Origin of the sequence: Paracoccus sp. N5 (assembly GCF_000371965.1) — a bacterium.
Taxonomy (GTDB): Bacteria; Pseudomonadota; Alphaproteobacteria; order Rhodobacterales; family Rhodobacteraceae; genus Paracoccus.
On the sequence record NZ_AQUO01000002.1, the window covers coordinates 97424 to 124341 of the forward strand.

Consider the following 26918-nt stretch of genomic DNA (forward strand, 5'->3'; position numbering starts at 1 on the left):
TGGCACGTCCGTTTGCGGCCCGTGGCGCGGTCCCCTGTCGAAGCCCCGCCCTCCTCCGACGGGTCTTCGGGCTTCTGGCGCCGGGCCGTATTCCTGGAAAATGAGTCTCCTTCCTGCCCCTTGGGCGCTATTGCGTCAGCTGCGCCAGCTTCAGGCGCTGGATCTTGCCCGAGGGGCCCTTGGGCAGTTCGGCCATCAGGTGGATCACCTCGGGCGACTTGAACTCTCCCAGCCGCTGCTGGCAGATCGAGATCAGCTCGGGCGGCTGCAGCACCGAGCCGGGGCGCAGGGTGACGGCCGCCTCGACCCGCTCGCCGTAGCGGGCGCATTTGCGGGCGAAGGCCGCGGCCTCGATCACGTCGGGATGGGTGTAGAGCGCCTCGTCGATCTCGCGCGGGGCGATGTTCTCGCCGCCCTTGATGATCAGCTCCTTCAGGCGGCCGGTGACGAAGACGTAACCCTCCGCGTCCATCCGGCCCAGGTCGCCGGTGCGCAGCCAGCCGTCCGCGGTCAGCGCGGCGGCACTCGCGACCGGGTCGCCCAGATAGCCGCGCATGACATTGGGCCCGCGCACGGCGATCTCGCCCTCGGCTCCGGGCGGCAGCGGGCGCAGGTCGGGCGACAGGATCGCGACCTGGTTGCCCACCGCCCGGCCGGGCGAGCCGATCTTGCGCGGACCCGGCGGCAGCGGGTTCGACAGGATCTGCGCCGCGGTCTCGGTCAGGCCCATGGTCTCGACGATGGGAATGCCGAAGCGGCGCTCGAAGCCCGACTGCACCTCGGGCGCCAGCGCCGCCGAGGCCGAGCGGCCGAAGCGCAGCCGCGCCCGGGCGTCGGGCGACGGCGCGCCCTCGCCATGCAGCAGATGCGAGATGATGGTCGGCACGACCGAGAACCAGCTGGCCCCGTGCCGCTCGCAGCTGGTCCAGAACTGGCTCGCCGAGAAGCGCTCGCAGACCACCACCGAGCCGCCCGACAGCAGCGGCGCCAGGATGGTCACGCAAAGCCCGTTGATGTGATAGATCGGCAGCACGCAGAGCGCCCGGTCCTCGGGGCAGAGCTCATGCGCCAGCGCGGTGGTCCAGCCGCCGGCCAGCAGGCTGGCATGGCTGTGCAGCACGCCCTTGGGCCGGCCGGTGGTGCCCGAGGTATACATCAGCAGCGCGTCGTGCCCGGCGCCATGCGGATGCGGCGCCGCCGGTTCGCAGCCGGCGGGCCAGCGGAAGCCGTCCCCGGCCTCGATGACCATGGGTTCGGCGGGATGGGCGGCCAGCGCGCTGTCGAGCAACCCGCGCTGGCCGGGATCCAGCAGCAGCGCCCGGGCGCCGGAATGCGACAGCGCATAGCCGACGGCCTCGGCCCCGGCGACCAGGTTGATCATCGTGGCGCGAAAGCCGCCGTAGAGCGCACCGAACAGGCCCAGCACCGCATTGCGGCCGTTGGGCATCATCAGCGCCACGCTGTCGCCGCAGGGCAGGCCCAGCCCGGCCAGGTGCCCGGCGATGCGGGCGGCCTCGTCCCGCAGCTCGCGCCAGGTCAGCGCGCCGCCGTCGCCGGGGAAGATGTGGCTGGTGGCATCGCCCCGCTCGGCGGCACGGATGTCGAGCCAGTCGCGGACGGTGCCTTGCGGCGGATGGTGTGGATCCAGCCTCATTGCCCGACCTCCTGCCAGTAATCGCCGAAGATCTCGTCCAGCGCCGGCTCGCGCGGCGGGATCGGGCGCACGACGCGGGTGCGCTGCATGAAATGCCGCCAGTTCAGGTTGGCGTCGATGGAATTGCCGCCCCAGCTGCCGCAGCCCATCGACAGCGAGAAGGGCAGCCCGTTGTCGAAGGCGCCGCCGGTGGCGAAGCAATGCGCCTGATTGACGATGACCCGGCAGACCGGCAATTCGCGGCCCAGCCAGAGCGGGCGGCCGGTGTCGCGCGAATGCAGCCCGACCGAATGGCCCGCGCCCTGATGCAGCAGGATGCGCCGCGCCAGCTCGGCCGCATGGCCGAAATCGCGGGCGCGATACAGCGCGGCGATGCGGCTGAGCTTTTCGCCCGACAGCGGATGGTCGGGGCCGATGCCCGCGGTCTCGACCGCGATCAGCCGGGTGCCGGGGGGCACCTTGCCGGCCAGCCCCAGCTTGTCGATCATCACCTCGGCATCCTGGGCGATGATCTCGCGGTTCATGTGCCCGTCCTGCCAGAGCCGGGCGACGATTCCCGGCGCCTCGGACGGCGGCAGCACCGCGCCGCCCTCGGCCGCCAGCGCGGCCAGGAAGGCGTCATAGACCGCATCGACCACGATCAGCGCGTTTTCCGACGAGCAGGAGGTGGCATTGTCGAAGGTCTTCGAGGCCGCGATCTTGCCGGCTGCCGCCGCCAGGTCGGCGGTCTCGTCCACGATCACCGCGACATTGCCGGCGCCGACGCCGATGGCGGGGGAGCCGCTTTCATAGGCGCGGCGCACGTTGTCCTGGCTGCCGGTCACCACCACCAGGTCGGCGCTCTCCAGCAGGCGCTGGGTCTTGGCCTTGCTGCCCTGGCCGGGCAGCATCTGCACCAGGTCGCGGTCCTCGCCGATGCGGTCGAATTCGGCATGGATGAAGCCCAGCAGCATCTCGCAGCAGGCCACGCCCTTGGGCGAGGGCGACAGCAGGATGGCATTGCCGCATTTCAGCGCGTTGATGATGTTGTTCGCGGGCGTCGCCGCCGGGTTGGTCGAAGGCACCACCGCGCCGATCACCCCGATGGGCCGTGCGATCTCGGTGATGCCGGTCTCGGGGTCGTCGGACAGGATGCCATGGGTGGCCACGCCGCGGATGTCGCGCAAGAGGCCCAGGGTCTTGCGGTGGTTCTTGACGATCTTGTCGGCGACATTGCCAAGCCCGGTGCTGCGGACCGCCAGCTCGGCCAGTTGCCGGTTGCGCTCGGGCTGCATGATGGCCCAGCCGGCGGCCAGGGCTGCGCGGTCATAGCGGCCCTGGCTGCCCCGCGCCTCGTATCCGGCCTGCGCGGCGCGCGCCCGCGCCATCGCCGCGTCGACCGAGAGAATATCGTTCGAGATGTTCATACCTGTCACTTGCTCCGGTTCCCGGCAGGTTGCCCGCCGGGAAGGTGAATGGATCAGCGGCCCGGGAAACCGGGTCTCACCCTGTCTGCAATGTCGGTCTGGCACGGCCTCCTCTTGCCGTGATCTCGACCTTAGGCGATGAAAACAGTCTTGCAAATGTTTTCATTAACCCTAATCATTGGCTTGGATATTTATGGAAAATCCGATGATTAAGCCCGATATTGTTTTCGTCGCAAAGCTTGCAGGCGTTTCACCGGCCACGGTGTCGCGGGTGATGAATCACCCCGACCTGGTGCATCCGGCGACCCGCAAAAAGGTCGAGCTGGCGGTCGAGAAATCCGGCTATATCCGCAACCGCGCCGCCCAGGCCATGCACGGCAAGCGCAGCGCCACCATCGGGTTGGTGGTGCCGACCGTCGCCAACACCATCTTCGCCGAGGTGGTGCAGGCCTTCAACGACACGGTCAGTGCGCAGGGCTTCACCCTGCTGCTGGCCTCGCACGGTTACGACCTGGACAGCGAATACCGGCTGGTCCGCAAGCTGCTGGAGCATCGCGTCGACGCGCTGGCGGTGGTCGGGCTGGACCACAGCCCCGGCACCTTCCGGCTGATCGCGGAACAGCGCGTACCGCTGCTGGCGCTGTGGAACTACCTGGCGGATTCGGCGCTGCCCTGCATCGGCGTCGACAATCGCGAGGCGGGCCGGCTGGCGGCCGAGCATCTGGTGGCGCTGGGGCATCGCCGCATCGGCATGGTCTTTCCCGCCACCTTCGACAACGACCGGGCGCGGGACCGCAAGACGGCGGCGACGGCGGTATTCCGCGATGCCGGGATCGAATTGCAGGACCGCTGGCAGGTCGAGGTGCCCTATAGCATCGCCCAGGCCAAGGCCGCCTGCCTGGAGCTGCTGGCCGGCGAGGACCGGCCGAGCGCCCTGCTTTGCGCCAATGACGTGATCGCGCAGGGGGCGATCTATGCGGCGGCGCGGCTGGGGATCGCGATCCCCGCCAGCCTGTCGGTGATCGGCATCGGCGATTTCGCCGGCTCGGCGCAGATGGAACCGGCGCTGACCACCGTGCGGATCCCGGCGCAACAGGTCGGCATCGCGGCCGGACAGGCCATCGTCACGGCAATCGGGCGCCCGGATGCCGATTTCATGATCCGCAGCCGCGTCGAGCTGGAGCTGATCATGCGCGCCAGCACCGGCATCGCGGCCGAAATGACCCGGCGCTGATGCCCGTCACATCAGACCGGCCAGTTCCTCGGCTGCCGCGCGCAGGTCGGGCAGGTATTTCAGCCCTTCGGCCAAGGTCAGCCGCTGCACCGGGGCATGGAAGGACACCGTGGCGATCAACTGCCCGGAACGGTCCAGCACCGGCACGGCCATGGCGATCATGCCGGGCACGAACTCCCCGGTATCGGTCGAATATCCCTGCTGCCGGATCTGGCGCAGTTCGTCGCGCAGCCGGTCCGGGTCGGTGATGGTCTGCGCCGTATAGGCATAAAGTTCGGTGCGTTTCAGATAGCGTTCCAGCTTGCCGTCGTTGATCTGCGACAGGGCCAGCTTGCCCGCCGCCGTGGCGTGCAGCGGCACGCGCGAGCCGACGTGAAGCTGGATGCGCAGCGGCCAATGCGTCTCGACCCGGTCGATGTAAAGCATCGCATCGCCGTCCGGGATCGACAGGTTGCAGGTCTCGCCCAGGCGCTGGTTCAGCCGAATCAGCACGTCGCGCTGCGGCAGGTCCTGGTGCCAGAAGCGGATGACGCCCTGCATCATCTGCCGCAGTTTCGGCCCCGGCTGATAGCTGCGCCCGTCGATATGGCGGATCAGGAAGCCCTCGGCTTCCAGATTGCCGACCAGCCGGTGGATGGTCGGCACCGGAAGGTTCAGCGAGGCGTTGATCTCGGTCGCGGTCAGGGGCCGCCCCTCGCTGGCAAGAACCTCTAGAATCTGCAGATTTCGGAAGCTTGGCGGCAGGGCGGACTTGTCCTGAAGGCTCGTCATGATCGGCTGTTTCCGTCGTTTCTCGGCCCGACTCTACATGGTTGCCGGCGCCGCTCCAACCGCCGGCTGCATAGGGTGGAATTGCAAAAATGAGAGTATGACTACCAAAAATGCTTTGACATGGCTTGGCGGCCTGAGGCAACGTCGGCGCACCGGCAAAAGGAGGATTTGCCGGGAAACAGCTGAACAATCGAACAACGTCGCAGCATCAGGGAGGATGTCATGGCGGTAACGACCGCTGGCGCCAACGCGTTTGGCGACCGGGAGCACGATGTCAAGAAGGTCGTGTTCGCAAGCCTCGTGGGATCGACCATCGAATGGTACGATTTCTTTCTTTACGGCGTCGTCGCCGGTATCGTCTTCAACAAGCTGTATTTTCCGGCCGACGACCCGACGATCTCGGTGCTGCTGGCCTATGCCACCTTCGCGGTGGGCTTCGTGGCCCGGCCGCTGGGCGGCGTCATCTTCGGCCATTTCGGCGACCGCATCGGCCGCAAGACCATGCTGGTCATCACGCTGTTGCTGATGGGCGGCGCGACCGTGCTGATCGGCCTGTTGCCCACCTACGACCAGATCGGCATCCTGGCGCCGATCCTGCTTTTGCTGCTGCGCGTGGCGCAGGGCATCGGCATCGGCGGCGAATGGGGCGGAGCGGTGCTGATGGCCTATGAATTCGCGCCCGAGAACAAGCGCGGCTTCTACGCCTCGATCCCGCAGATCGGCCTGTCGCTGGGCCTGTTCATGGCCTCGGGCGTGATGGCGCTGTTGACCATGATGCCGGACGAGGCCTTCATGGCCTGGGGCTGGCGCGCGGCCTTCGTCGCCTCGATCGTCCTGGTCGTGCTGGGCACCTGGATCCGCAGCAATATCGGCGAAAGCCCCGAGTTCAAGAAGGCCAAGGCGGAATCGCGGGCCAAGGACCAGGGCCTGCCCTTCGTGGACATGCTGAAACGCTATCCGGCCAATATCGTGCTGGGCATGGGCGCGCGCTATATCGACGGTGTGTTCTTCAACGTCTTTGCGGTGTTCTCGATCCTCTACCTGACGAAATACGTCGGGCTGGAGCGGACCTTCGCGCTGTGGACGGTCTGCGGCGCCGCCATCGTCATGGTGGTCTGCATCCCGTTCTTCGGCCGGCTGTCGGACCGGATCGGGCGGCCGCGCACCTATGCCATCGGCTCGCTTCTGCTGGCGCTGAGCGTGTTCCCGGCCTTCGCGCTGATGTCCACCGGCGATCCGCTGCTGGTGATCCTGGGCATCGCCCTGCCCTTCGGCATCGTCTATCCGATGTGCTACGGCCCCGAGGCGGCGCTGTTCGCGGACCTGTTCGACCCCAGCGTGCGCTATACCGGCGTGTCCTTCGTCTATCAGTTCTCGGGCATCTTCGCCTCGGGGATCACGCCGATGATCGCGACGGCACTGATGGCCGCGAATGACAACGACCCGTTCTGGCTTTGCGCCTATGTCGTCTTCGCCGCGCTGGTGTCTTTCGTCTGCGCCGTGCTGATCGGCCGCCGCGAGCGCGGCTAGAGCCTTGCCGGGCGGCAGCCCCGCCCGGCCTTCCTTCCCGAACCATGGGCGCGAGCCCGCAAAGGATGCCAAGATGAGCCAAGCATCAGACCTCGCGGATTACGTCATCGTCGGCGCCGGATCGGCCGGCTGCGTGGTCGCGAACCATCTTTCCGCCGATCCCGCGATCCGCGTCGCCCTGCTGGAAGCCGGCAACCGCGACTCGAGCCCCTGGATCCATATCCCGGTCGGCTATTTCCGCACCATGCACAACCCGGACTTCGACTGGTGCTACGAGACCGCGCCCGACCCGGGCCTGAACGGCCGTTCGCTGCACTGGCCGCGCGGCAAGGTGCTGGGCGGGTCCTCGTCGCTGAACGGGCTGCTCTATGTCCGCGGCCAGCGCGAGGATTACGACCGCTGGGCGCAGATGGGCAACGATGGCTGGTCCTGGCGCGAGGTCGGCCCGCTGTTTCAGGAGTTGGAAACCTTCCAGCGCGGCGAGGGCGAGGGACGCGGCAGGCATGGTCCCCTGCAGGTTTCCGACCCGCGCCTGCGCCGCCGCATCTGCGAATTGTGGATCGAGGCCGCCAAGGCCAACGGCATCCCCTACAACCCCGATTACAACGGCCCGGTGCAGGACGGCGTCGGCCATTTCCAGCTGACCGTGAACAAGGGCCGGCGCTGCTCTTCGGCCGCCGCCTTCCTGAAGCCGATCCGCCATCGGCAGAACCTGGACGTGGTCACCAAGGCCCAGGTGCGCCGCGTGGTGATCGAGGACGGCCGCGCCACCGGGGTCGAGATCCGGCGCCCCGACGGCAGCCATCAGGTGATCCGCGCCGCGCGCGAGGTGATCCTCTGCGCCGGCGCCATCGGCTCGCCGCAGATCCTGATGCTGTCGGGCGTGGGCGATGCAGCGCATCTGCGCGACCACGGCATCGCGGTCGCCCATGACGCGCCCGAGGTCGGCCGCAACCTGCAGGACCACCTGCAGGCCCGGCTGGTGTTCAAATGCCGCGAGGCGACGCTGAACGACGAGGTGCGCAGCCTGATGAACAAGGCCAGGATCGGGCTGGAATACGCGCTGTTCCGCACCGGCCCGATGACCATGGCCGCCAGCCTGGTCTTCGGCTTCCTGCGCACCCGGCCCGGCCTCGCCACGCCCGACATCCAGTTCCACATCCAGCCCTGGTCCGCCGACAGCCCCGGCGAAGGGGTGCATCCCTTCTCGGCCTTCACGCAATCGGTCTGCCAGCTGCGGCCGGAAAGCCGCGGCACCATCACGCTGCGCTCGGCCGATCCTCTGGAGGCGCCGCTCATCGAGCCGAACTACCTGGCCACCCAGACCGACCGCGACACGCTGGTCGCCGGCATCGAGATCGCCCGCAAGTTCGCGCGCACCGAGCCACTGAAATCCGCCATCTCCGAGGAGTTCCGGCCGACCGCCGACGTGCAGGGCTATGACGAGGTGCTGGCCTGGGCGCGGATGAACTCGACCACGATCTACCATCCGACCGGCACCTGCCGCATGGGCGCGGACGCGCGCGCCGTGGTGGACCCGCGCCTGCGGGTGCGCGGCATCCGCGGCCTGCGGGTGGCCGATTGCTCGATCATGCCCGAGATCGTCTCGGGCAACACCAATGCGCCCGCGATGATGATCGGCGCCAAGCTGGCGCGCATGGTCCTTGACGACCGTCGCGCCGAAGCCGGCGCGGGACCCCGCGCCGGTATCGACAAAGCTGCCTGAAGGACGAGGAAACAGCCATGAGAATGACCACTGAGGAAGCCTTTATCAAGGTTTTGCAACTGCATGGTATTGAGCATGCGTTCGGGATCATCGGTTCGGCGATGATGCCGGTGTCGGATCTGTTCCCGAAGGCGGGGATCACCTTCTGGGACTGCGCGCATGAGACGAATGCCGGGCTGATGGCGGACGGGTTCACGCGCTCGACGGGCAAGATGTCGATGGCGATCGCGCAGAACGGGCCCGGGGTGACCGGCTTCGTGACGCCGGTCAAGACCGCCTACTGGAACCACACGCCGCTTCTCCTGGTCACGCCGCAGGCGGCGAACAGGACCATCGGCCAGGGCGGCTTCCAGGAGATGGAGCAGATGCGGCTCTTCGCCGATTGCGTGTGTTATCAAGAGGAAGTGCGCGATCCCTCGCGCATCCCCGAGGTCCTGAACCGGGTGATCATGCAGGCCTGGCGCAACTCGGCGCCGGCGCAGATGAACATCCCGCGCGACATGTGGACCCAGGTCATCGACGTCGAACTGCCGCAGGTGGTCCGCTTCGAGCGGCCGGCGGGCGGCGAGGCGGCGGTGGCCGAGGCGGCGCGGCTGCTCAGCGAGGCGCGGTTCCCGGTCATCCTGTCGGGCGCCGGCGTGGTCTTGTCGGGCGCGATCCCGGACCTGGCGAAGCTCGCCGAGCGGCTGGATGCGCCGGTGGCCTCGAACTACCAGCACAATGACAGCTTCCCGGGCAGCCACCCGCTGGCGGTGGGGCCCTTGGGCTACAACGGCTCGAAGGCGGCGATGGAGCTGATCGCCAAGGCCGACGTGGTGCTGGCGCTGGGGACGCGGCTCAACCCGTTCTCGACCCTGCCGGGCTACGGCATCGACTACTGGCCGAAGGAGGCGAAGATCATCCAGGTCGACATCAACGCCGACCGCATCGGGCTGACCAAGAAGGTCACCGTGGGCATCCAGGGCGACGCGGCCAAGGTGGCGCGCGCCGTCCTGGCGCAGCTCGCCCCCACGGCGGGCGACGCCGGCCGGGCCGAGCGCAAGGCGCTGATCGCGCAGACGAAATCCCGCTGGGCGCAGGAGCTTTCGAGCCTCGACCACGAGGATGACGATCCCGGCACGGAATGGAACGCCGAGGCGCGGGCGCGCGACGCCGGGCTGATGTCGCCCCGCCAGGCCTGGCGGGCGATCATGCAGGCGGTGCCGAAGGAGGCGATCGTCAGCTCGGACATCGGCAACAACTGCGCCATCGGCAATGCCTATCCGAGCTTCGAGGCCGGGCGCAAATACCTGGCGCCGGGCCTGTTCGGGCCCTGCGGCTACGGCTTCCCGGCGATCCTGGGCGCCAAGATCGGCAATCCGGACGTGCCGGTGATCGGCTTTGCCGGCGACGGCGCCTTCGGCATCTCGATGAACGAGATGACCGCCTGCGGCCGCGCGGACTGGCCGGCGATCACCATGGTGATCTTCCGCAACTACCAATGGGGCGCGGAAAAGCGCAACACGACGCTGTGGTACGCCAACAACTTCGTCGGCACCGAGCTCGACCGCGACACCTCCTATGCCGGCATCGCCCGGGCCTGCGGGCTCCTCGGCGTGCAGGTGAAGTCGCAGGAGGAGCTGACGGCGGCCCTGCACGAGGCGGTCGAGCGGCAGATGCAGAACCGCGAGACCACCTTCATCGAGGTGCTCTTGAACCAGGAGCTGGGCGAGCCCTTCCGCCGCGACGCGATGAAGAAGCCGGTGGTGGTGGCGGGCATCGACCCGGCCGACATGCGCCCGCAGCAGGGCGCGGCCTGACGCGGGAAGGCCTGACGCAGAAAGGCCGGCCCCGGCTTTCACCGTTGGGCAAATACCCCGGGGGGTGCGCTTGCCGGGCCCCATCGAGGGGCCAGGCAAGCGCGAGGGGGGCGGCGCCCCCCTCGGGGGCCCGGCCTCGCCGATCCCGCCCGAGGCCGCGCGCCCCTTCCGACGACGACCCGGCGCGACCCCCCTCGCGCCGGCCCCATCCCCGCATCCCGGTGACGACGATGACAACCACCCTGATCCCCTCGCGCAGCCTCATCTCGGAGGCCTTCCCGGGCTTCGCCGTCTCGGCGCTGGTGGCGGCGACGGCGCAGTTCCTGTCGGACCATTACGGTGCCCCGGCCATGCTGCTGGCGCTGCTTCTGGGCCTGGCGCTGAACTTCCTGGCCGAGGACGGCACCCGCACCGCGCCGGGCGTCGCCCTGACCGCGCGCAGCGTGCTGCGGCTCGGGGTGGCGCTTTTGGGCGCGCGGATCTCGGTCGACATGCTGGCGGCGCTCGGGCCGCGCGCCATCGGGCTGGTGGCCGCCGGGGTGGTGCTGACCATCCTCTGCGGCCTCGCGCTCGCCCGGCTCGGCGGCCGGGACTGGCGCTTCGGGCTGCTCACTGGCGGCTCGGTCGCGATCTGCGGCGCCTCGGCGGCCATGGCCATCGCCGCCGTGCTGCCGCGCCACGAGAAATCCGAGCGCGACCTGGTCTTCACCGTGCTCTCGGTCACCGTGCTCTCGACCCTGGCCATGGTGCTCTACCCGATGCTGGCCGCGCTCTTCGGCTTCACGGCGCGCGACAGCGGCGTCTTCCTGGGCGGCACCATCCATGACGTGGCCCAGGTGGTCGGCGCCGGCTTCTCGGTCGGCCCCGAGACCGGCGAGACCGCCACCCTGGTCAAGCTGATCCGGGTCTCGATGCTGGCGCCGGTGGTGCTGGCGATCTCGCTGATCATCCGGGCGCGCGGGCTGGCCGACAGCGACGGCGGCACGGCGCCGCCGCTGCTGCCGGGCTTCGTGCTGGGCTTCCTGGCGCTGGCGGCGCTGAACAGCGCCGGCGCGATCCCGCAGGCGCTCTCGGACCTCGCCGGGCAGCTGTCCCGCTGGGCGCTGCTGATCGCCATCGCGGCGGTCGGCATCAAGACCTCGCTCAAGCGCATGCTCGAGGTCGGCACCGGCGCCATCGCGCTGATCGTGGCGGAAACCGTGTTCCTCGGCGTCTTCGTGGTCGCCGGCCTGCATCTTCTGGGATAGCCGATGAAACCGCTCGACCGCATCCATGCCGAAGCCCGCGCCCGCGCCCGCCACATCATCCTGCCCGAGGGCGCGGATCCGCGCGTGGCCGAGGCGGCGCGGCGCATCACCGAACAGGGCCTGGCCCGCGTCACGCTGATGAACGGGCCCGCGATCCCCGGCGTCACCGCCCTGGACCCGGCCGAGGCGCCGGACCTGGCGGAACTTGCCGATCACTGGCACCGGCTGCGCGCCGCGCGCGGCATGACCGCGGAACGCGCGCTCGACGACATGCGCGACCCCATCCGCCAGGCGGCGATGCGGGTGCGGCTGGGCCAGGCCGACGGCACGGTCGGCGGCGCCGTCGCCACCACCGCCGACACGGTGCGGGCGGCGCTGCAGATCATCGGCAAGGCGCCGGATGCCGGGATCGTCTCGAGCTTCTTCCTGATGCTCGCTTGCGGGCCCGAGGCGCCGGTCCAGGGCGGGATGATCTTTTCCGATTGCGGGCTGGTGATCCAGCCCGACGCGGCCGAGCTTGCCGCCATCGCGCGCGCGGCCGCGGCGAGCTGCCGCCAGCTCCTGGCCGAGAAGCCGCGGGTGGCGCTTCTGTCCTTCTCGACCGCGGGCTCGGCCGAGCATCCGAGCCTCGGGCGGCTGCGCGAGGCCCTGGCGCTGATCCGCGCCGCCGAGCCGGATCTCGAGGTCGATGGCGAACTGCAGTTCGACGCCGCGCTCGACGAGGCGATCCGGGCCAGGAAGGCGCCGCAGAGCCGGCTGACCGGGCGGCCGAACGTCTTCATCTTCCCGGACCTGGCGGCGGGCAACATCGGCTACAAGATCGCGCAGCGCCTGGGCGGGCTGACGGCGATCGGCCCGATCCTGCAGGGCCTCGCCCGCCCCGCCAACGACCTCTCCCGCGGATGCTCCGTCGAGGACATCGTCAACGCAACCGCAATAACCGCAATCCAGGCCGCCGCCAGGACAAAAGCCCCCGCCTAACCCCCCAGATCCCGCAAAGCCACGGCGATGCGGCCGATGCTCTCGGGAATGCGATCCAACGAGAGCGAATGATTTCCGGCCCCCTGCGGGGTAAAGTTTCAACCAGGGCCACCGATCGATGATCGGTCCCGCAACCAGAAGCAGCAGGCCACGCCCGCCACCCTGGGACGTGCCAAGCCACAGGAGGAGAAACCATGCCTGAACAGTCTGGAAACACCGAAGCCGTCCGCGATGCGGATGCGATCGACGGCGCGCGGCGCGGTTTTCTGAAAACGACCGGTCTGTCCGCGCTGGGGACGGTGCTGGGCATGGCCGTGCCGTTCGGGCGCAACCTGCCCGCGGGCTTCGTGCCCGCCGCGCTGGCCCAGGACACCGGCCTGGACCTGATGGCCGGCAAGCAGGGGCTGGTGGTGCTGGGCGACCGGCCGCTGAACGCCGAGACTCCGGCGCATCTGCTGGACGACGACGTCACCCCCTATGAGCGGCTGTTCGTCCGCATGAACGGCCTCGTGCCGCAGACGGCGCTGGACCAGGACGCCGAGGGCTGGGTGCTGACCGTGGACGGCGAGGTCGAGACCCCGCTGGAGCTGACCATCGACGATCTGAAGTCGCGCTTCGAGACCGTCACCCGGCGGCTGGTGATCGAATGCGGCGGCAACGGCCGGGCCTTCTTCCAGCCCGGAACCTCGGGCAACCAGTGGACCACCGGCGCGGTCGGCTGCCCGGAATGGACCGGCGTGCGGCTGGCCGAGGTGCTGAAGGCGGCGGGCGTCAAGGAAAGCGCCGTCTATACCGGGCATTACGGCAATGACGTGCATCTGAGCGGCGACGAGGAGAAGGAGGTGATCTCGCGCGGCGTGCCGATCGAAAAGGCGCTGGAAGAGGACGCGATCATCGCCTGGGCGATGAACGGCGAACCGCTGTCGCCGCTGCACGGCTTTCCGCTGCGGCTGGTGGTGCCGGGCTATCCGGCCTCGGCCTCGCAGAAATACCTCAACCGCATCCGGGTCCGCGACAGGGAACATGACGGCGCCAAGATGACCGGCGATTCCTATCGCATTCCCGCCTATCCGGTCGCGCCCGGCACCGAGGTGCCCGAGGAGGACATGGTGGTGCTGACCGAGATGCCGGTGAAATCCATCGTCACCTTCCCGGAAACCGGCACCGAGGTGAAGGCGGGCGAGGCGGTCGAGGTGCGCGGCCATGCCTGGTGCGGCAAGGGCGATCTCGCCTCGGTGCATGTCTCGCTGGATTTCGGCCAGACCTGGCAGGAGGCCGCGCTGGAGCCGGCGCCGAACCGCTTCGCCTGGCAGCGCTGGCGGGCAAGCGTGACCCTGCCGCAGCACGGCTATTACGAGGTCTGGGCGCGGGCGGTCGATCAGGACGGCATCGGCCAGCCGCCGCTGTCGCCGGTTTGGAACCCGCGCGGCTATGCCAACAACATCCAGCACCGCATCGCGCTGGTCGCGGTCGGCTGAGGGGTGGCGCGATGTTCAGGATCATCAAGACATTCGCCGCCGCCCTGGCCGTGCTGGTGCTGGGGACCGGCCTGGTCGCGGCCGAGGCAAGGCTCGATCCCATGGGCGCGCTGGCGGGGCGGCCGGCCGGCTCGCATCCGCTCGATCCCATGACGGCGCTCCGCGCCAGGGCAGATGCGGGCGAGGCGCGGGCGGGAAACGAGGAATTCGGCGGCCTGCCCGACGGCGAGGGCGCCGAGGAAACCTATTACCAATGCGTCGCCTGCCATTCGACCGAGATCATCAAGCAGCAGCGCGTCACCGACCACCGCTGGGACGAGCTGTGGCGCTGGATGGTCGAGGCGCAGGGCATGGCCGAGCCGGACGAGGAGACAAAGGCGCTGATCCTGGCCTATCTCAAGACCAACTTCTCGTCCGAGAGATAGGCGGAGACGGGTGCCGGGGATGCGGCGTGATCGCCGCAGACATGATCGAGGTCCGCGGGAATTCGACCTGCATGCATCGCCCCTGAGATGCGGACCACCCCGGGCAGGATGACCTGCCCCGGAATCACCGGCCGGGACGCCCCTTCCCCGAACCGGGGCCCCGCAGGCGGGGTCCCGATGATCGGTCAGCGATGGCTACGATCGCTCGCTGGCCTTCCATTCCGCCCAGCTCGACTGGCCCTTCATGAAGTCCTCGATCTGCTGGCGGTTGGCCTCCAGCCGGGGATCGTGCCGCAGATAGAAGCGGGTCTCGCGCGCGATCAGGCCCGACAGGATCAGCAGCCCGATCAGGTTCGGAATGGCCATCAAGCCGTTCATCACGTCCGAAAAGTTCCAGACGACGCCCAGCTGGACCGTGCAGCCCAGCAGCACCACCAGCGAAAACAGGATGCGGAAGGGCATGACGCCGCGATGGCCGACCAGCCGCTCGAGGTTGCGCTCGCCGTAATAGGCCCAGCCCAGGATGGTCGAATAGGCGAACAGGACCAGGCCGATGGTCACGATCCAGTGCCCCCACTGCCCCGGCAGGCCATGGCTGAACGCCTGTCCCGTCATGATCGAGGGCGAGATCTGCAATCCGGTCTGCGGATCGACCTGGTTCCAGACGCCGGTGGTGATGATCACCAGGCCGGTGCAGGACACGACGATGATCGTGTCGATGAAGGTCTGGGTCATCGACACCAGCCCCTGCCGCACCGGATGCGTGGTCTGCGCCGAAGCGGCGGCGATCGCGGCCGAGCCCATGCCGGATTCGTTCGAGAAGATGCCGCGCGCCACGCCGAACTGCACCGCGATCATGATGGTGGAGCCCAGGAAGCCGCCCGTCGCCGCCGTCCCGGTAAAGGCCTGCGAAAAGATCTCGCCCAAGGCGGCGGGCAGCGCCTGGATGTTGACCAGCAGGATATAGAGCGCGCCCAGCACGTAGAACAGGATCATCACCGGCACCAGCCCGGCCGTCACCCGGCCGATGGACTTGATGCCCCCGACCAGCACGACCAGCGTCAGGACGGCCAGGACGACCCCGGTGATCCAGGTCGGGATCATGAAGCTGCGCTCGAGATTCGAGGCGATCGAATTGCCCTGCGTCATGTTACCGATGCCGAAGCAGGCGCAGACGGCGAATATCGCGAAGCACAGCGCAAGGAACCTGCCGAAACCGTTCGGGATGCCGCGCTCCAGGTAGTATTGCGGGCCGCCGTTCTTCTCGCCCACCTCGTCGGTGGTGCGGAAGCGCACGCCGAGAAAGGCTTCGGCATATTTCGACGCCATGCCGAGGATCGCCGTGACCCACATCCAGAACAGCGCCCCCGGACCGCCGGCCGCGATGGCCGTCGCCACGCCGACGATATTGCCGGTGCCGACGGTCGCCGCCATGGCGGTGGTCAGCGCCTGGAATTGCGAGATGTCGCCTTCGGCGTCGTCATCCTTGCGTTTCAGCAGGCCGAGACGCAGGGCCGCGCCCAGCCGGACAAGCTGGATGCCCTGCAGCCGGATCGTCAGGTAAAGCCCCGTGCCCAAAAGCAACGGAATAAGAAGATAAGGCCCCCAGACGATGCCGCCGAGCTTTCCCAAGACTTCCTCTAACTTGTCGAGTCCCATCAATCCATCTCGTGTTATTGCAATGACCACAAACGGCGGTGTTCGGGGCCGGATGTCAAGTTCGGCCGGGGCCGGGTCTTTGCCGAACGGATCATGGGCGATCCCATGGGGGCTTGCTTTCGGTTGCCCACCCCTTGATCCGCCCTGCCGCCCCGCTACTTGCAGGCAAGGCGTGTGCTGCGTGCGCCCAGGGTGTCCTCCCTGACGACGGAGACTGGTTCGACCCGTTTCTGACAGGGAGCGTGCTATGAAAGCACATATCCGCAGCTTTCCCGAACAAACCGCCGGTGGGCCATTCGCCTTCTCCGCATCTGGCGAATTCTGGCCGAAAACCGCCTGCTGCCGCTGCTGTTTCAGACTGGGAACAGGAGGCCGCCCGCAGATGAAAGACGGTTATGGCATAAAAGACATTCATCAAAACCGGGATCCCCGCCGGCGAGGTCAGGTTTGCCGTCGCCCTGATGCGCGAGAGCGGCTCTCTTGCGGTCCTCTTGCACAAGCAGCCGAAGCCTTTGCCCGATATCTGGCCAGGCAATCCGCGGGGCGACGCATGAGCAAGGACAAGGAAGCGGGTCACAACAGGAAAAGCGAGGAAAAGCGGGTTTGCCTCGATGATCTTGAGATTGAGCTGATCGGGGTAACGACCACGCGCAGGCAAGCCTTCAGGAACCTCGTGATCCTTGTGGCGGCATATTCATCCAGCTTGGGATTGCTCTACTGGTTATTGCATTGATCCCGTGAACCTCCATGATCAGGCCGATAACCTGGCTGCGGACGCCTGACCGGGGCGTGATGAAACGCAGGCAGGGCGGCGACAGGCGTCTCGTCGCGCCGGATCGCCAGGAACGGATTTTTCAGAACCTGGACGAGATCGCCGCATTGGCGACGTCATTCGCCCCATGGGCAAAGCTGAGCAGCGCCGCCGAGGCGACCAGGGGAGTGCCGAACAGCACCTTCAGCGACTTGTTGCGATTCTCCAGCCCCTCGGACTGGCGGCGGGTGACCGGCATCATCAGCAGCCAGGAGCAGAAGCCCACCAGCAGGCCCAGCAGCAGCGCCGAGCGCATCGAGATCTCGACCAGCTGCTTCAGCCCCTTCATCGCCAGATAGGCCGTGAAGGCCCCCGCCATGATGCCCACCAGGATCGGCACCCAGACCCGCGCCACCGCGATCGGTTGCCGGGACCGACGGGTTTGGCCGGCGGCCGGCACGGCGCGGCCTTCGGGACGTGACGCAACGGCACATTTTCGCCGCCCTGGAGTGGTTGTCATCAGCGGCGGCTCTGAACTAGCCTCGACCCCAGACGATCTGGAAAACAGGGAGATGCAGATGAAACTCAGGACATTCCTCGCCGCCATTGCCATCGCCGCCTCGCTCGGCCCAGCCGCTTCGGCGCAAGAGATGTCGTTCTTTCGCATCGGCACCGGCGGCACGGCCGGCACCTATTACCCGATCGGTGGATTGATCGCGAATGCCATTTCCAACGCACCGGGCTCGCGCGCCTGCGAGGATGGCGGTTCTTGCGGCGTGCCGGGGCTGGTTTCGACGGCGGTGGCTTCGAACGGTTCCGTGGGTAATGTCAACGCCATCAACGGCGGCGCCATGGAAGCCGGCTTCAGCCAGTCCGACGTCGCCTATTGGGCGCAGACCGGCACTGGCTTGTGGGAAGGCCAGCCTGCCGTCGAAAAGCTTCGGCTGATCGCCAATCTCTATCCGGAAAGCATCCATCTGGTGGCGCGCAAGGACGCGGGCATCGCTTCGGTCGCCGATCTCAAGGGCAAGCGGGTTTCGCTGGACGAGCCCGGCTCGGGCACGCTGGTCGATGCCAAGATCATCCTTGACGCATACGGCCTGTCCGAAAAGGACATTACCCCGGAATATCTCAAGCCGGACCAGGCGGCGGACCGGATGCGCGACGGGGCGATGGACGCCTTTTTCTTCGTCGGCGGCTATCCGGCGGGCGCGATCGCGGAGCTGGCCAGCCAGCATGACGTGACTCTGGTGCCCATCACCGGCCCCGAGGCCGACAAGCTGCGCGAAACCTACAGCTTCTTTGCCGCCGACACGGTTCCGGCCGGGACCTATGACGGGCAGGATGCCGATGCCGCCACCCTCTCGGTCGGGGCGCAGCTTGTGACCAGCGCCGACCAGCCCGAAGAGCTGATCTACGGCATCACCAAGGCCCTTTATAACGAAAACACCCAGAAACTGTTCGCCGCCGGCCATGCCAAGGGCAAACAGATCACCCTGGACAATGCGACTCTGGGTGCCGGTATCCCCTTCCACCCCGGCGCCGAGCGTTTCTACAAAGAGGCCGGCAAGCTGGAATAAGCAGGCACGCAAGCCGACGGGGGATGCGGCCGAGGTTCGGCCGCGTCCCTTGGCCTTTGAATTGCACGGCAGGAATTCCGAATGACCCAGACCACCCCCCAGCTTTCCGAGGATCAGCTTCGCGCGCTGGAAGAGGAATACGATCCCGAGGCCCGCTTTCGCACGGTGACGCGTTCCGTCGCCATCCTGACCGGGGTGATCCTGTTCCTGCTGTCCTGCTATCACTTCTATACGGCGGGCTTCGGCATCCCGCGCGCGACCACGCATCGCGGGCTGCATATGGGCGTGTCGCTGTTCGTCATTTTCCTCAGCTTCTCGGCGCTGGCGCGCAACCGCCACAGGACGGACGGCTTCGCCGTTCTCGGCGTGCCGGTGACGGACTGGCTGCTGGCCATCGGCGGCGCCATCAGCGCCTTCTATGTGCCCTGGATCTACGATCAGTTGCAGTTCCGCGTCGGCAACCCGCTGCCCATCGACATCGCCATGGGCACGGTGCTGCTGCTGGCGCTGATGGAGGCGGTGCGCCGCTCGATGGGCTGGCCGTTGCCGGTCATCGCGGCCCTGTTCATCGCCTATGCCTATTTCGGCAAGTCCATGCCGGGCATCCTGGTCCATCCCGGCGCCGACTGGGCCAATATCGTCAACCACCTCTACCTGACCTCGCAGGGCATCTACGGCACCGCGCTTGGCGTCATCGCCACCTATGTGTTCCACTTCGTGCTGTTCGGGGTGATGGCGCAGAAGATCGGACTGGGGCAGCTTTTCATCGACCTGGCCACGGCGCTGGCCGGGCGGTTCGCCGGCGGGCCGGCCAAGGTCTCGGTCATTTCCTCGGCAATGCTGGGCACGATCTCGGGCTCGTCGATCGCCAATACGGTGACCACCGGCGCGCTGACCATCCCGGCCATGATCAAGATCGGCTTCAAGCGCCATTTCGCGGCCGCGGTCGAGGCGGCGTCCTCGACCGGCGGGCAGATCACCCCACCGGTGATGGGGGCGGTCGCCTTCCTGATGGTCGAATACCTGGGCATCCCGCTGCGCACCATCCTGATCGCCGCCGTCGTGCCGGCCTTCATGCATTTCTTCGGCGTGCTGGTTCAGGTGCATCTGGAGGCCAAGCGTCTCGGCATCCGCGGCCTGCGCCAGGAAGAGCTGCCGAAAGCCGCCAAGGTGCTGCGCGAGGGCTGGCTGTCGGTGTTTCCGCTGGTGCTGCTCGTGTGGATGTTGATGTCCGGCCGCACACCCTTCCTGTCGGCCTTCTGGGCCATCACCGCCTGCATGGTGGTCTATCTGATCCAGCGCGTTCTCGCAGCGGGCATGCTCGAGGGCGTCAAGGAAACCGCCGCCGGCATCTATGAAGGCTTCGTCGCCGGTGCCCGGCAATCGCTGGCGGTGACGGCAGCCGCGGCGCTGGTCGGCGTGGTGATCGGCATCGTCACCCTGACCGGCGTCGGCTTCAAGATCGCCTTCATGGTCACCTCCGTCGCAGCAAACTGGGCGACATCGCTGCACGGGCTGCTGGCCGCGCTGCCCTTCGAGCTGTTCAGCATCCAGACCTTGACGCTGCTTTTCACCCTGCTGATGACGGCGGTGGTCTGCGTGCTGATGGGCTGCGGCGTTCCGACGACGGCGAATTACATCATCATGGTCGCGGTGGCGGCGCCGGTGCTGGGCATGATGAATGTGGAACCGTTGGTGGCACATTTCTTCGTGTTCTATTTCGGCGTGCTGGCCGACGTGACGCCGCCAGTCGCGCTGGCAGCCTATGCCGGCGCAGGGATCGCGGGGGCCAACGGCTTCAAGGCCGGCAATACCGCCTTCCGGCTGTCGATGGGCAAGGCCATGGTGCCGTTTGTCTTCGTCTTCTCGCCTTCGCTGCTGCTGGTCACGCAGTCCTTTACCCTGCCCGATTTCCTGCTGGCCTTTACCGGTTCGGTTCTGGGCATCGTGGCCCTGTCGGCCGCGATCACGAACTGGCTTCTGGGGCCACTGCTGCTGGTCGAGCGGCTGCTGCTGCCCGTCGCGGCGCTGATGATGATCGCGCCGGAGGTTGTCTCGACCCTGATCGGCGCAGCAATCCTGGGGGTCGTGCTGCTGCGGCAATATCTCGCCGGGCGTTCCGGCCCCAGCCCGGAGCCGGCCAGATGAGCCGCGGTCTGCCCGCCATGCCGGGCGGGCGGCGCTGATCTGGCCATGCAGGGCAACGATCCGGCGACGATCTGGGGCTCATTGCGCCGGGCTGGCGTGCCGATATCGCGGTCTTTCGCGCTCTGGCCGGGTTCGAGGCGCGGCTGGTCCTGGCCTCGGGCAGGCCGGTCGCCCGCGACGGCACCTGCCTTGCCCCGATCCGGGAGCCGGAGACGCCGCCTTTTACCGATACGATGAAGCTGGGCCACCTGCGCCCCGAGGATTTCCAGATCTCCGCGGTCGGTCCGCTGGCTCGGGTCAATACGGTCAGGCGGCAAACTGCTGGCGCTGCTGGGACTGCCGGTCTGCGGATTGCTGTCGAATCGTCCGACGGCAGAGGTGGCCGAAGCGCTGTCCGCGCTGCGGGATGCCGCGGCCGAGGTGGCGGACTGGCTGCCGCCCCTGCACAGCTTCAAATCCCTGGTCGGGGCTTCGCTCGCCTGCAATCCGGGTCCGCATGTCACCGATATCGGCATCTGCGACGAAACGACCGGAGAGCCGTCGAACCGTGGACTGATCCCAGGCGAGGCGTCTGCCGGCCTGGATGAAGAATGCGCGACGGAAGCGGGGCAAGAGCCACAAGGTCGGCCGCCAGCTTGAAGGCCCGTACCACCGGCGGGTTGACCGGCATCGGCAGACGGCGGCGCAGGGCAACAAATGCGGCCAGCCCGTAGCGCATCACCGCCAGTTCCAGACCGGCGCGAAACTCCACCATATTCGCCCCGAAATGCGCTGGGAATAGCGCCCAGATCCGGCACCTCGATCTGCCAGCCTTGCCGAACCGGCCCATCGACGCGGCTCCGACCAGCCGGTCAAGCGACGCCATCGGCCCCCGCGCCAGACCGGCATCGGTTGCCCGACCTGCGACAGGATCGAGGTCATCACGGAAAGCTTCCGCGGGCTGCGGTTGCCGGGCAGGATCGCCGTCTCGATCACCTGCGGCTTGTCAGACCCGGCCAGGGCGCGCGCATCGCCGCGCTGGACAGCGCCGGAACCGAGGACAGTCCCGGCAGGATGCATGATCCCGCGGCCCGCGCCTCGCTCGCTCGTTGGGCCCGCCGCAAGCCAGCGTGGGGTGCCCGCCCCGATCTTCCATGGCCGATGACCGCCACCCCGCGCCGTGCTATCCTGCTGGTCAAAGGCAATCTTTCGGTGCGTTCATGAAGTCCGTCGATCCCTTTGCCCTTGTCCTTGCGCTGCTGGTCAATTTCGCCACCATCCGGCTGGGCAGCTATCTGCTGCCGGATGCGTTCTACTTCTCATTCTCGGCCTTTCTGTTCGACAACCGCGACCTGGTGAAGCCGGTGGCGCTGGCGATCAAGCTGGCGACGCCCTTCCTGACAGCCTTTGCCCTGACGGCGGCTGTCATGGCGCTGCTGCGGGTGCAGCGGGATTTCATCCCGCCCGACCGGACGCCCCGGCTGGATCTGGCGGCCCTGGCGCGCGACCAGCTGCCGCTGACGCTGGCCTTTGCGGCCTTCTTTGCGGCGCTGCTGATGGCATGGCCCTATATCCTGCTGTGGGATCTGCTGATCGACCCGTCGCTGGTGCGCTATCGGCTGATCTATCTGGTGGCCTATTTCGCCTATTTCACCGGCTATGCGCTGTTTGCTCTGGCCGGGGCGAATACCGCCGCGACCGTGCTGGCCCCCAACCCCGCGCGCGCGCCGCTGACCTGGGCCACGCTGACCACGCATCCGCTGACCAAGCCGCTGTTCGAAATGGTGGGCGGCGGCGTCTCGGCCACGCTGGCGGCTTTCCTGGCCAGCCGCGCCGGAGGCTAGCATGGCGGGGTGGCTCGCGCTGTTGCGAAAGCTGTTCCTGCCGCCGCTGCTGGCCGTGGCGCTGGCAGCGCTGCTGGCGCCCCTGCTATTCCTTGGCGCGACCGACCTGCAACCCGGGCCGCGCTATCGGCCCGACGGCGGCGACCGGCCGCCCTCGCCCCTGGTCAACCTGGCAGCGACCGCGCTGTTCCGCGCCGGCTTCATCCGTATCTCTCCCGCCCTGGAGGAGACCGGAGACGAGGATGGGACAACCGGCCCCGCCCGCACCCGCTGGGATGCGGTCGGCCTGCCCCATGCCTGCACCAACGACCCGTTGGTCAAGGCCCTGGTCGCGGCCGAGGTCTATATGCGCCCGGCCTGGCGGCGGCAGATGGAAATGGCGCTTGCCGAAGGTTGGTTCGCCCTGGCCGGCCGCGCGCCGGACTGGTCCTATGGCATGGCGCAGGTGCGGCTTTCCACCGCCCGCAAGGCCATCACCCAAGCGCAGCGCGACCATGCGGCATGGCTGCCTGACGGGGCTGGGCCGGACCTGTCCGACCGCGGCTTGCTGGACCTGCTGGCCGATCCCTGCAACGCCATCCGCATCGCCACGCTGGTCGCCGACGGTCCTCGCGGCCCGAGCGACAGCGCCGCGACCGTCGCCACCCGCTATCGCGGCGCGGCCTTGCACGAGACGCTGCCGGGCGTCGTCACCTATGAGCGGCTGGTCGGTGAAATGGCCGAGCGGATGCTGCCCGGCCTTGCCTCGCCCACCGTGCTGGACGACATCTGGCAGGATCCGCATCAGGGCAATCTCGATCTGACGCCTGCCGACCTGCCGCCTCCGCTCGTCCTGCTGGCCTGCCTGCCGGAGGAGAACGAGCCAATGACCGGCGGCTGGCTTTATGCCCCGAGCTCGGGCGAGAATTCCGACAGCCAATGGATCAGCAGGGCGGATTTCGCCAAGGCTCTGGCGGCGCTCGACCCGCAAGAGGCGCGGCTGGTGTTTTTTGCGCCCCCGCAGGCTGCCGATGCCTATCCGGTGCCGGACGGCTCGCTGGCCTCGCTGGCGGCGCTGGCCGAGATCGACGCGTTTATCTATCCGGGCCTGCTGCGCCGAGGTTGGGTCGGAATGGAACGCCGGCCGGCGGATGAACCCCTGCCCTGTGCTTCCGGCTTTGGCATACTGTCGGCGACGCCGCCCGACCGGTTCCGCGACATGCTTGGGCTGCGTCCCTCACCGGAAGCAGCGGTATTGTTCCAATGACGGACCCTCCAGGAAAGCCCGATGATCGAAACGTCTGATCCGGCCTGCGCCATGATACGGCCTGCGCCGGAGACGCCTCGAACCAGCCATTCGGGCTAGAGGCTGTCAGTCCACGATCCCGGCGCGGTCCACGAAAATCGCCCCGGCCTGGGCCGGTGCAACCAACCGCAGGAGATGGCCGTGAAGGCATTTCTGATCATGAACATGGCGGCCTGCGCCCTGGCGCTTGCGTTTCCTGGCGGGCCGGCCCTGGCGAAGCCGGCCCGTACCGCCGGGATGACTGCACAGGTCCAGCAGCTCGGCCCACGGCGCAAGTCCAGGTCGCCGGAGCCGAGGGTTGGGTCTGCCGCGGGGATGTCCCCTCGGGTTCGAGCCGCTCGTCCTCGCGCGGCAAATCCTCGGGGTCCGGCGCTGGTGGAAGCCGCACGTCGAGCGGGACCGCGCAGCAGACGGTATGGCTCAAATGCTCGGACAAGACCAATGCCTCCGCCCGCGTCCGGCATGACGCCGGACGCCGGGTGGACCATCTGGTTCAATCACAAGACCCATGGCCGCGCGGAACTGCGCGTTCGTGACAATTGAAATAGAAGTCGAGAGGAATTTATCGTGGCTTTCATATCCATGCGCCTTGCGCTTGGTGGAACGGTTGCCGCGCTCATGGTCAGCGCAGCAGCCGTCAACGCGGATACGGTCTTCACTCCAGTCGCCGATCTTTCGGGCCGGATCAGCGCATCATCTGCTGAGCGGGGCGCCCCCGTTCTCAGGGGTAGCAGGGCGGTGATTTCCGGCGAGGGGCTGGTTCCCGGCCAGGAAATTACCTTGATGCGGGGACCGCATGTGCTGAACGCGGAAGCCCCGCTCGTCGTCGATGCCGAAGGAAAATTCGGCTTCGACTTGGCGGTCGACGCGGAAGCCGCCATCGGGCAGCAGCCGATCTTGGTCATCGCGGAAAAGCCGGCAGCGGCACAGGTCGTGACGTTGAAGATTTCCCCGGAGGTGCCGCTGTCGGGTGCCGACAAGTTCGACATTGCGAACGGTCCGGTCGCTCGGGGGCTTTATCAGGTGGCCTACAGCAAGGCCCGCAAGGCCCTGTTCGTGACATCCGCAGTGGGGCGTCCGCCGGTCAAGCAATCCGCGCTGACCAAGCTCGACGCCGATACGCTTAAAGTCTTGGCCCAAGCTACGCCGGGTGCGGCACCAGCACGCCGCGAGGGAGAAGACGGCGGCCTGTTCGCGGTCTACGGCATCGGCGTCGACGATGCGAACGGCACTGTCTGGGTGACCAACTCCCGGCAGAACACGATCGCCGTCTATCGTCAGGATGATCTTTCGCTGGTCAAGCAGTTCGCGCCGGGCGAGGTGAACCACGCCCGCGACGTCGTTATCGACGAGGTGAACGGCCGCGCCTACGCTTCCGCCACGCGCACCGGAAACATTGAGGTTTTCGACACGAAAACCCTTGAGAAGCTCGATCCGATTATTCTTGAATCCACGCAACGCGGCGAGGAATTTTCGGCCATGGCGCTGGACCTGGATCCTGCCGGCGGCAAGTTGCTCAATGTTTCGATGAGCACGAACGAGGCCGCGGTCGTCGATCTGAATAGCGGTAAGGCAAAGCTCATCCCGCTGCCCGGCGCGAAATCGGCCTCGGGCGTGGCCTACGATCCCAAGGAAGAGCTGATTTTCGTGGCCTCGCAGGGCAGCGACAACCTGCTGATCGTGAAAGAGGCCTCGGGCGAGGTTCTGTTCGGCGTGCCGGTCGGGGCACAGCCACTGAATGTCGCCTTCGAGCCTGTCTCGCGGCTCGCCTTCGTGGCTACCCGCGGCGCGGGCACGATCACCGTGGTGAATACCTCCGGCGAAATCGTGGCCAATCTGGATGCCGGAAACCTGCCCAACCAATTGCGCGCGGACGGCGCCGGCAATGTCTGGGCGGTCAACAAGGCTCGGGGAGAGAACGATCCGACGGGCGACAATATCTGGCGGATCCGTGCCAAAGCCGAATAGGCCGTAAGCCGCAGCATCAGCGATCAGCCTCGCCCGGACAATTCGGGCGGGGCCTCGCGCCAAGAACGCCCCCCGTTTCCCCAGCCGCTAAAGAGGATAATCCCGTTATGGGTTCAATCGTATTATGTCCGTCATTTCAGCGCTTTTTGCCATCTTGCGCGATGGGTGGCTGGACATCCTGCTGGGGAGCGGCGGTTGTCGCGTTCTATCCTGAGACAAGTCAGGTGCATGGGAAATTCTCTGCGATGTTCGATCCCACATTCCTTCTGGGTGAATTCGCTGCGAATGCATATGCTGCCGACGAAGAGGTCCATGTCTCGGCGACCAGCGCGATCCTTGTCGGAGGCTCATGTCTGGCAATGAAGGGGCGACCTGTTTCCAGCGATCCTTGCGGCATAAGTCCCGAGCATGTCATGATGACGGACGACAATTGCTTTGTCGTCTGCCACCGGGCCTCCGTTTTGGCGACAGGCGCGAGGGTGGTTTCGGCTATTCTTGCAGGCTGCGGATGGCATATCGAACTGGGCGCCTATGTGTTTTCCGGGATTGCTGGCTATATCGGAACGGCATTGGCCCTGCATGTCCGGAAAGTACCTAGGTCATGTTGACAAATGGCGGAGCCAGAGGCGGATCGACGTGATGTCGATGAAGCCCAGGAAGCTTTCGGCGGTCTTGTCGTAGCGGGTGGCGACGCGACGGGCATTGTTGAGCTTGTTGAAGCACCGCTCAACGAGATTGCGCAGGCGGTAGAGCCTGCGGTCAACGGCGACCCGTAGCTTCCGGGTTTTGCGCATGGGGATGACCGGCACCACGTCGCGCACCTCCATGGTCTTGCGGATGTTGTCGGAGTCGTAGCCGCGGTCTGCGAGCAGAACGCTTGGCTCGGGCAGGTTGTCAGCCATGACCAGATCGAAGCCGAGGTAGTCCGATGTCTGCCCGGCCGTGATCTCGGTTCTCATGGGCAGGCCTGCCGCATTGACCCGCAGATGGATCTTGGTCGTGAAGCCACCTCGCGAGCGGCCGAAACCTTGGCGCGGAGTCCCCCTTTTGCGCCCGCTGCCTGATGATGAGCGCGAACCACGGTGCTGTCGATCATCTGCAGCGCATCCGGCACGATCCGGCTCTCGTTCAGCGCCTCCAGGATCTGTTCCCACAGCCCCGCCAACGTCCAGCGCCGGAACTGCCGATAGACAGACGACCATTTGCCGAACTCTTCCGGCAGGTCGCGCCAGGGCGACCCCGTTCGGGCGATCCAGAAAATCCCATCCAGAACAAGCCGATGGTTCGTGGGCTTGCGGCCGTTCGGAGAACGGACAGCCAGGATGAAGCGTTCAAAGAACGCCCACTCGTCGTTCGACATCAGGTTTCGTGCCACGCTGGTCTCCATTGCAGATACCAGCTTGAATCACGATCACCGCGCCCGGTGAATCCCTTTTGTCAACACGCCCTACGA

General features: G+C 67.2%; 21 protein-coding genes and 2 pseudogenes. 16 read left to right on the forward strand and 7 right to left on the reverse strand.

The genetic code is table 11. The features are described from left to right. Positions 1-127: 127 nt before the first annotated feature. Positions 128-1654: an AMP-binding protein gene (locus PARN5_RS0115015; RefSeq protein ID WP_018000600.1), complete on the reverse strand. Its 1527-nt coding sequence runs from the start codon at positions 1652-1654 to the stop codon at positions 128-130. After that, complete coding sequence (locus PARN5_RS0115020; RefSeq protein WP_018000601.1) at positions 1651-3060, reverse strand: aldehyde dehydrogenase family protein; 1410 nt, start codon at positions 3058-3060, stop codon at positions 1651-1653. The genes PARN5_RS0115015 and PARN5_RS0115020 overlap by 4 nt, the downstream gene beginning before the upstream one ends. 205 nt (positions 3061-3265) lie before the next feature. Here PARN5_RS0115020 and PARN5_RS22290 point away from each other — a divergent pair, with 205 nt between their 5' ends. Continuing rightward, positions 3266-4294 (forward strand): LacI family DNA-binding transcriptional regulator, encoded by a 1029-nt coding sequence (locus PARN5_RS22290; protein ID WP_036744971.1) that lies wholly within the window; start codon positions 3266-3268, stop codon positions 4292-4294. A 6-nt stretch (positions 4295-4300) separates the two neighbouring features. Here PARN5_RS22290 and PARN5_RS0115030 read toward each other — a convergent pair whose 3' ends face one another. Then, positions 4301-5065: an IclR family transcriptional regulator gene (locus PARN5_RS0115030; protein ID WP_018000603.1), complete on the reverse strand. Its 765-nt coding sequence runs from the start codon at positions 5063-5065 to the stop codon at positions 4301-4303. Between the two features lie 222 nt (positions 5066-5287). On the opposite strand from PARN5_RS0115030, the gene PARN5_RS0115035 reads away from it, so the two are divergent. The 7 genes from PARN5_RS0115035 (at position 5288) to PARN5_RS24600 (ending at position 14251) form a co-directional block, all read left to right on the forward strand. Next, positions 5288-6595 (forward strand): MFS transporter, encoded by a 1308-nt coding sequence (locus tag PARN5_RS0115035; RefSeq protein ID WP_018000604.1) that lies wholly within the window; start codon positions 5288-5290, stop codon positions 6593-6595. A gap of 73 nt (positions 6596-6668) precedes the next feature. Continuing rightward, positions 6669-8321, forward strand: coding sequence for a GMC family oxidoreductase N-terminal domain-containing protein (locus PARN5_RS0115040; protein ID WP_018000605.1), 1653 nt, complete (start codon positions 6669-6671; stop codon positions 8319-8321). Positions 8322-8338: 17 nt separating this feature from the next. Beyond that, entirely contained in the window at positions 8339-10120 is a 1782-nt protein-coding gene (gene xsc, locus PARN5_RS0115045) for a sulfoacetaldehyde acetyltransferase (protein WP_026155106.1), read from the forward strand. A 230-nt stretch (positions 10121-10350) separates the two neighbouring features. Beyond that, a complete protein-coding gene (locus PARN5_RS0115050) occupies positions 10351-11367 on the forward strand; it encodes a putative sulfate exporter family transporter (RefSeq protein WP_017998120.1) in 1017 nt (338 codons plus the stop codon). Between the two features lie 3 nt (positions 11368-11370). Continuing rightward, on the forward strand, positions 11371-12348 hold the full coding sequence (pta, locus tag PARN5_RS0115055) for a phosphate acetyltransferase (protein ID WP_018000606.1): 978 nt from the start codon (positions 11371-11373) through the stop codon (positions 12346-12348). Between the two features lie 194 nt (positions 12349-12542). Beyond that, on the forward strand, positions 12543-13826 hold the full coding sequence (locus PARN5_RS0115060; RefSeq protein ID WP_018000607.1) for a sulfite oxidase: 1284 nt from the start codon (positions 12543-12545) through the stop codon (positions 13824-13826). 11 nt (positions 13827-13837) lie between these two features. Further along, positions 13838-14251, forward strand: coding sequence for a hypothetical protein (locus PARN5_RS24600; protein ID WP_018000608.1), 414 nt, complete (start codon positions 13838-13840; stop codon positions 14249-14251). 195 nt (positions 14252-14446) lie between these two features. Here the strand turns inward: PARN5_RS24600 and PARN5_RS0115070 are convergent, their stop codons facing one another. Beyond that, positions 14447-15883, reverse strand: a complete 1437-nt coding sequence (locus PARN5_RS0115070) for a sodium:alanine symporter family protein (protein ID WP_232419408.1) — start codon at positions 15881-15883, stop codon at positions 14447-14449. A gap of 274 nt (positions 15884-16157) precedes the next feature. Between PARN5_RS0115070 and PARN5_RS24300 the strand changes: the two genes are divergently transcribed. Next, complete coding sequence (locus tag PARN5_RS24300) at positions 16158-16643, forward strand: hypothetical protein (RefSeq protein WP_157404043.1); 486 nt, start codon at positions 16158-16160, stop codon at positions 16641-16643. Positions 16644-16785: 142 nt separating this feature from the next. Here the strand turns inward: PARN5_RS24300 and PARN5_RS0115080 are convergent. Next, positions 16786-17082: pseudogene (locus tag PARN5_RS0115080) on the reverse strand (inorganic phosphate transporter); the annotation flags it as partial. Positions 17083-17239: 157 nt separating this feature from the next. Here PARN5_RS0115080 and PARN5_RS0115085 point away from each other — a divergent pair. The 7 genes from PARN5_RS0115085 to PARN5_RS24310 all read left to right on the forward strand — a co-directional run bounded on the left by PARN5_RS0115085 (position 17240) and on the right by PARN5_RS24310 (position 26073). Further along, complete coding sequence (locus PARN5_RS0115085) at positions 17240-18241, forward strand: TAXI family TRAP transporter solute-binding subunit (protein WP_026155465.1); 1002 nt, start codon at positions 17240-17242, stop codon at positions 18239-18241. Positions 18242-18322: 81 nt separating this feature from the next. Next, positions 18323-20389: a TRAP transporter permease gene (locus tag PARN5_RS0115090; RefSeq protein ID WP_018000613.1), complete on the forward strand. Its 2067-nt coding sequence runs from the start codon at positions 18323-18325 to the stop codon at positions 20387-20389. A 351-nt stretch (positions 20390-20740) separates the two neighbouring features. Further along, entirely contained in the window at positions 20741-21028 is a 288-nt protein-coding gene (locus tag PARN5_RS24935) for a hypothetical protein (RefSeq protein ID WP_018000614.1), read from the forward strand. Between the two features lie 560 nt (positions 21029-21588). Further along, positions 21589-22212, forward strand: a complete 624-nt coding sequence (locus PARN5_RS0115100; RefSeq protein ID WP_018000615.1) for a hypothetical protein — start codon at positions 21589-21591, stop codon at positions 22210-22212. 1 nt (position 22213) lies between these two features. Next, positions 22214-23458: a hypothetical protein gene (locus PARN5_RS0115105; RefSeq protein ID WP_018000616.1), complete on the forward strand. Its 1245-nt coding sequence runs from the start codon at positions 22214-22216 to the stop codon at positions 23456-23458. 606 nt (positions 23459-24064) lie between these two features. Further along, the gene (locus PARN5_RS0115110) at positions 24065-25465 is read left to right on the forward strand and encodes an ATP-binding protein (RefSeq protein WP_232419411.1); all 1401 of its coding nucleotides are present in this window, start codon (positions 24065-24067) and stop codon (positions 25463-25465) included. A gap of 107 nt (positions 25466-25572) precedes the next feature. After that, entirely contained in the window at positions 25573-26073 is a 501-nt protein-coding gene (locus PARN5_RS24310) for a hypothetical protein (protein WP_157404044.1), read from the forward strand. Here the strand turns inward: PARN5_RS24310 and PARN5_RS23620 are convergent. Both PARN5_RS23620 and PARN5_RS24940 read right to left on the reverse strand, forming a co-directional pair. Next, complete coding sequence (locus PARN5_RS23620; RefSeq protein WP_232419300.1) at positions 26065-26667, reverse strand: IS5 family transposase; 603 nt, start codon at positions 26665-26667, stop codon at positions 26065-26067. The two genes, PARN5_RS24310 and PARN5_RS23620, sit on opposite strands and share 9 nt — an antisense overlap. Next, positions 26565-26852: pseudogene (locus PARN5_RS24940) on the reverse strand (transposase); the annotation flags it as partial. The pseudogene PARN5_RS24940 and the gene PARN5_RS23620, both read right to left, overlap by 103 nt. Positions 26853-26918: the final 66 nt, after the last annotated feature.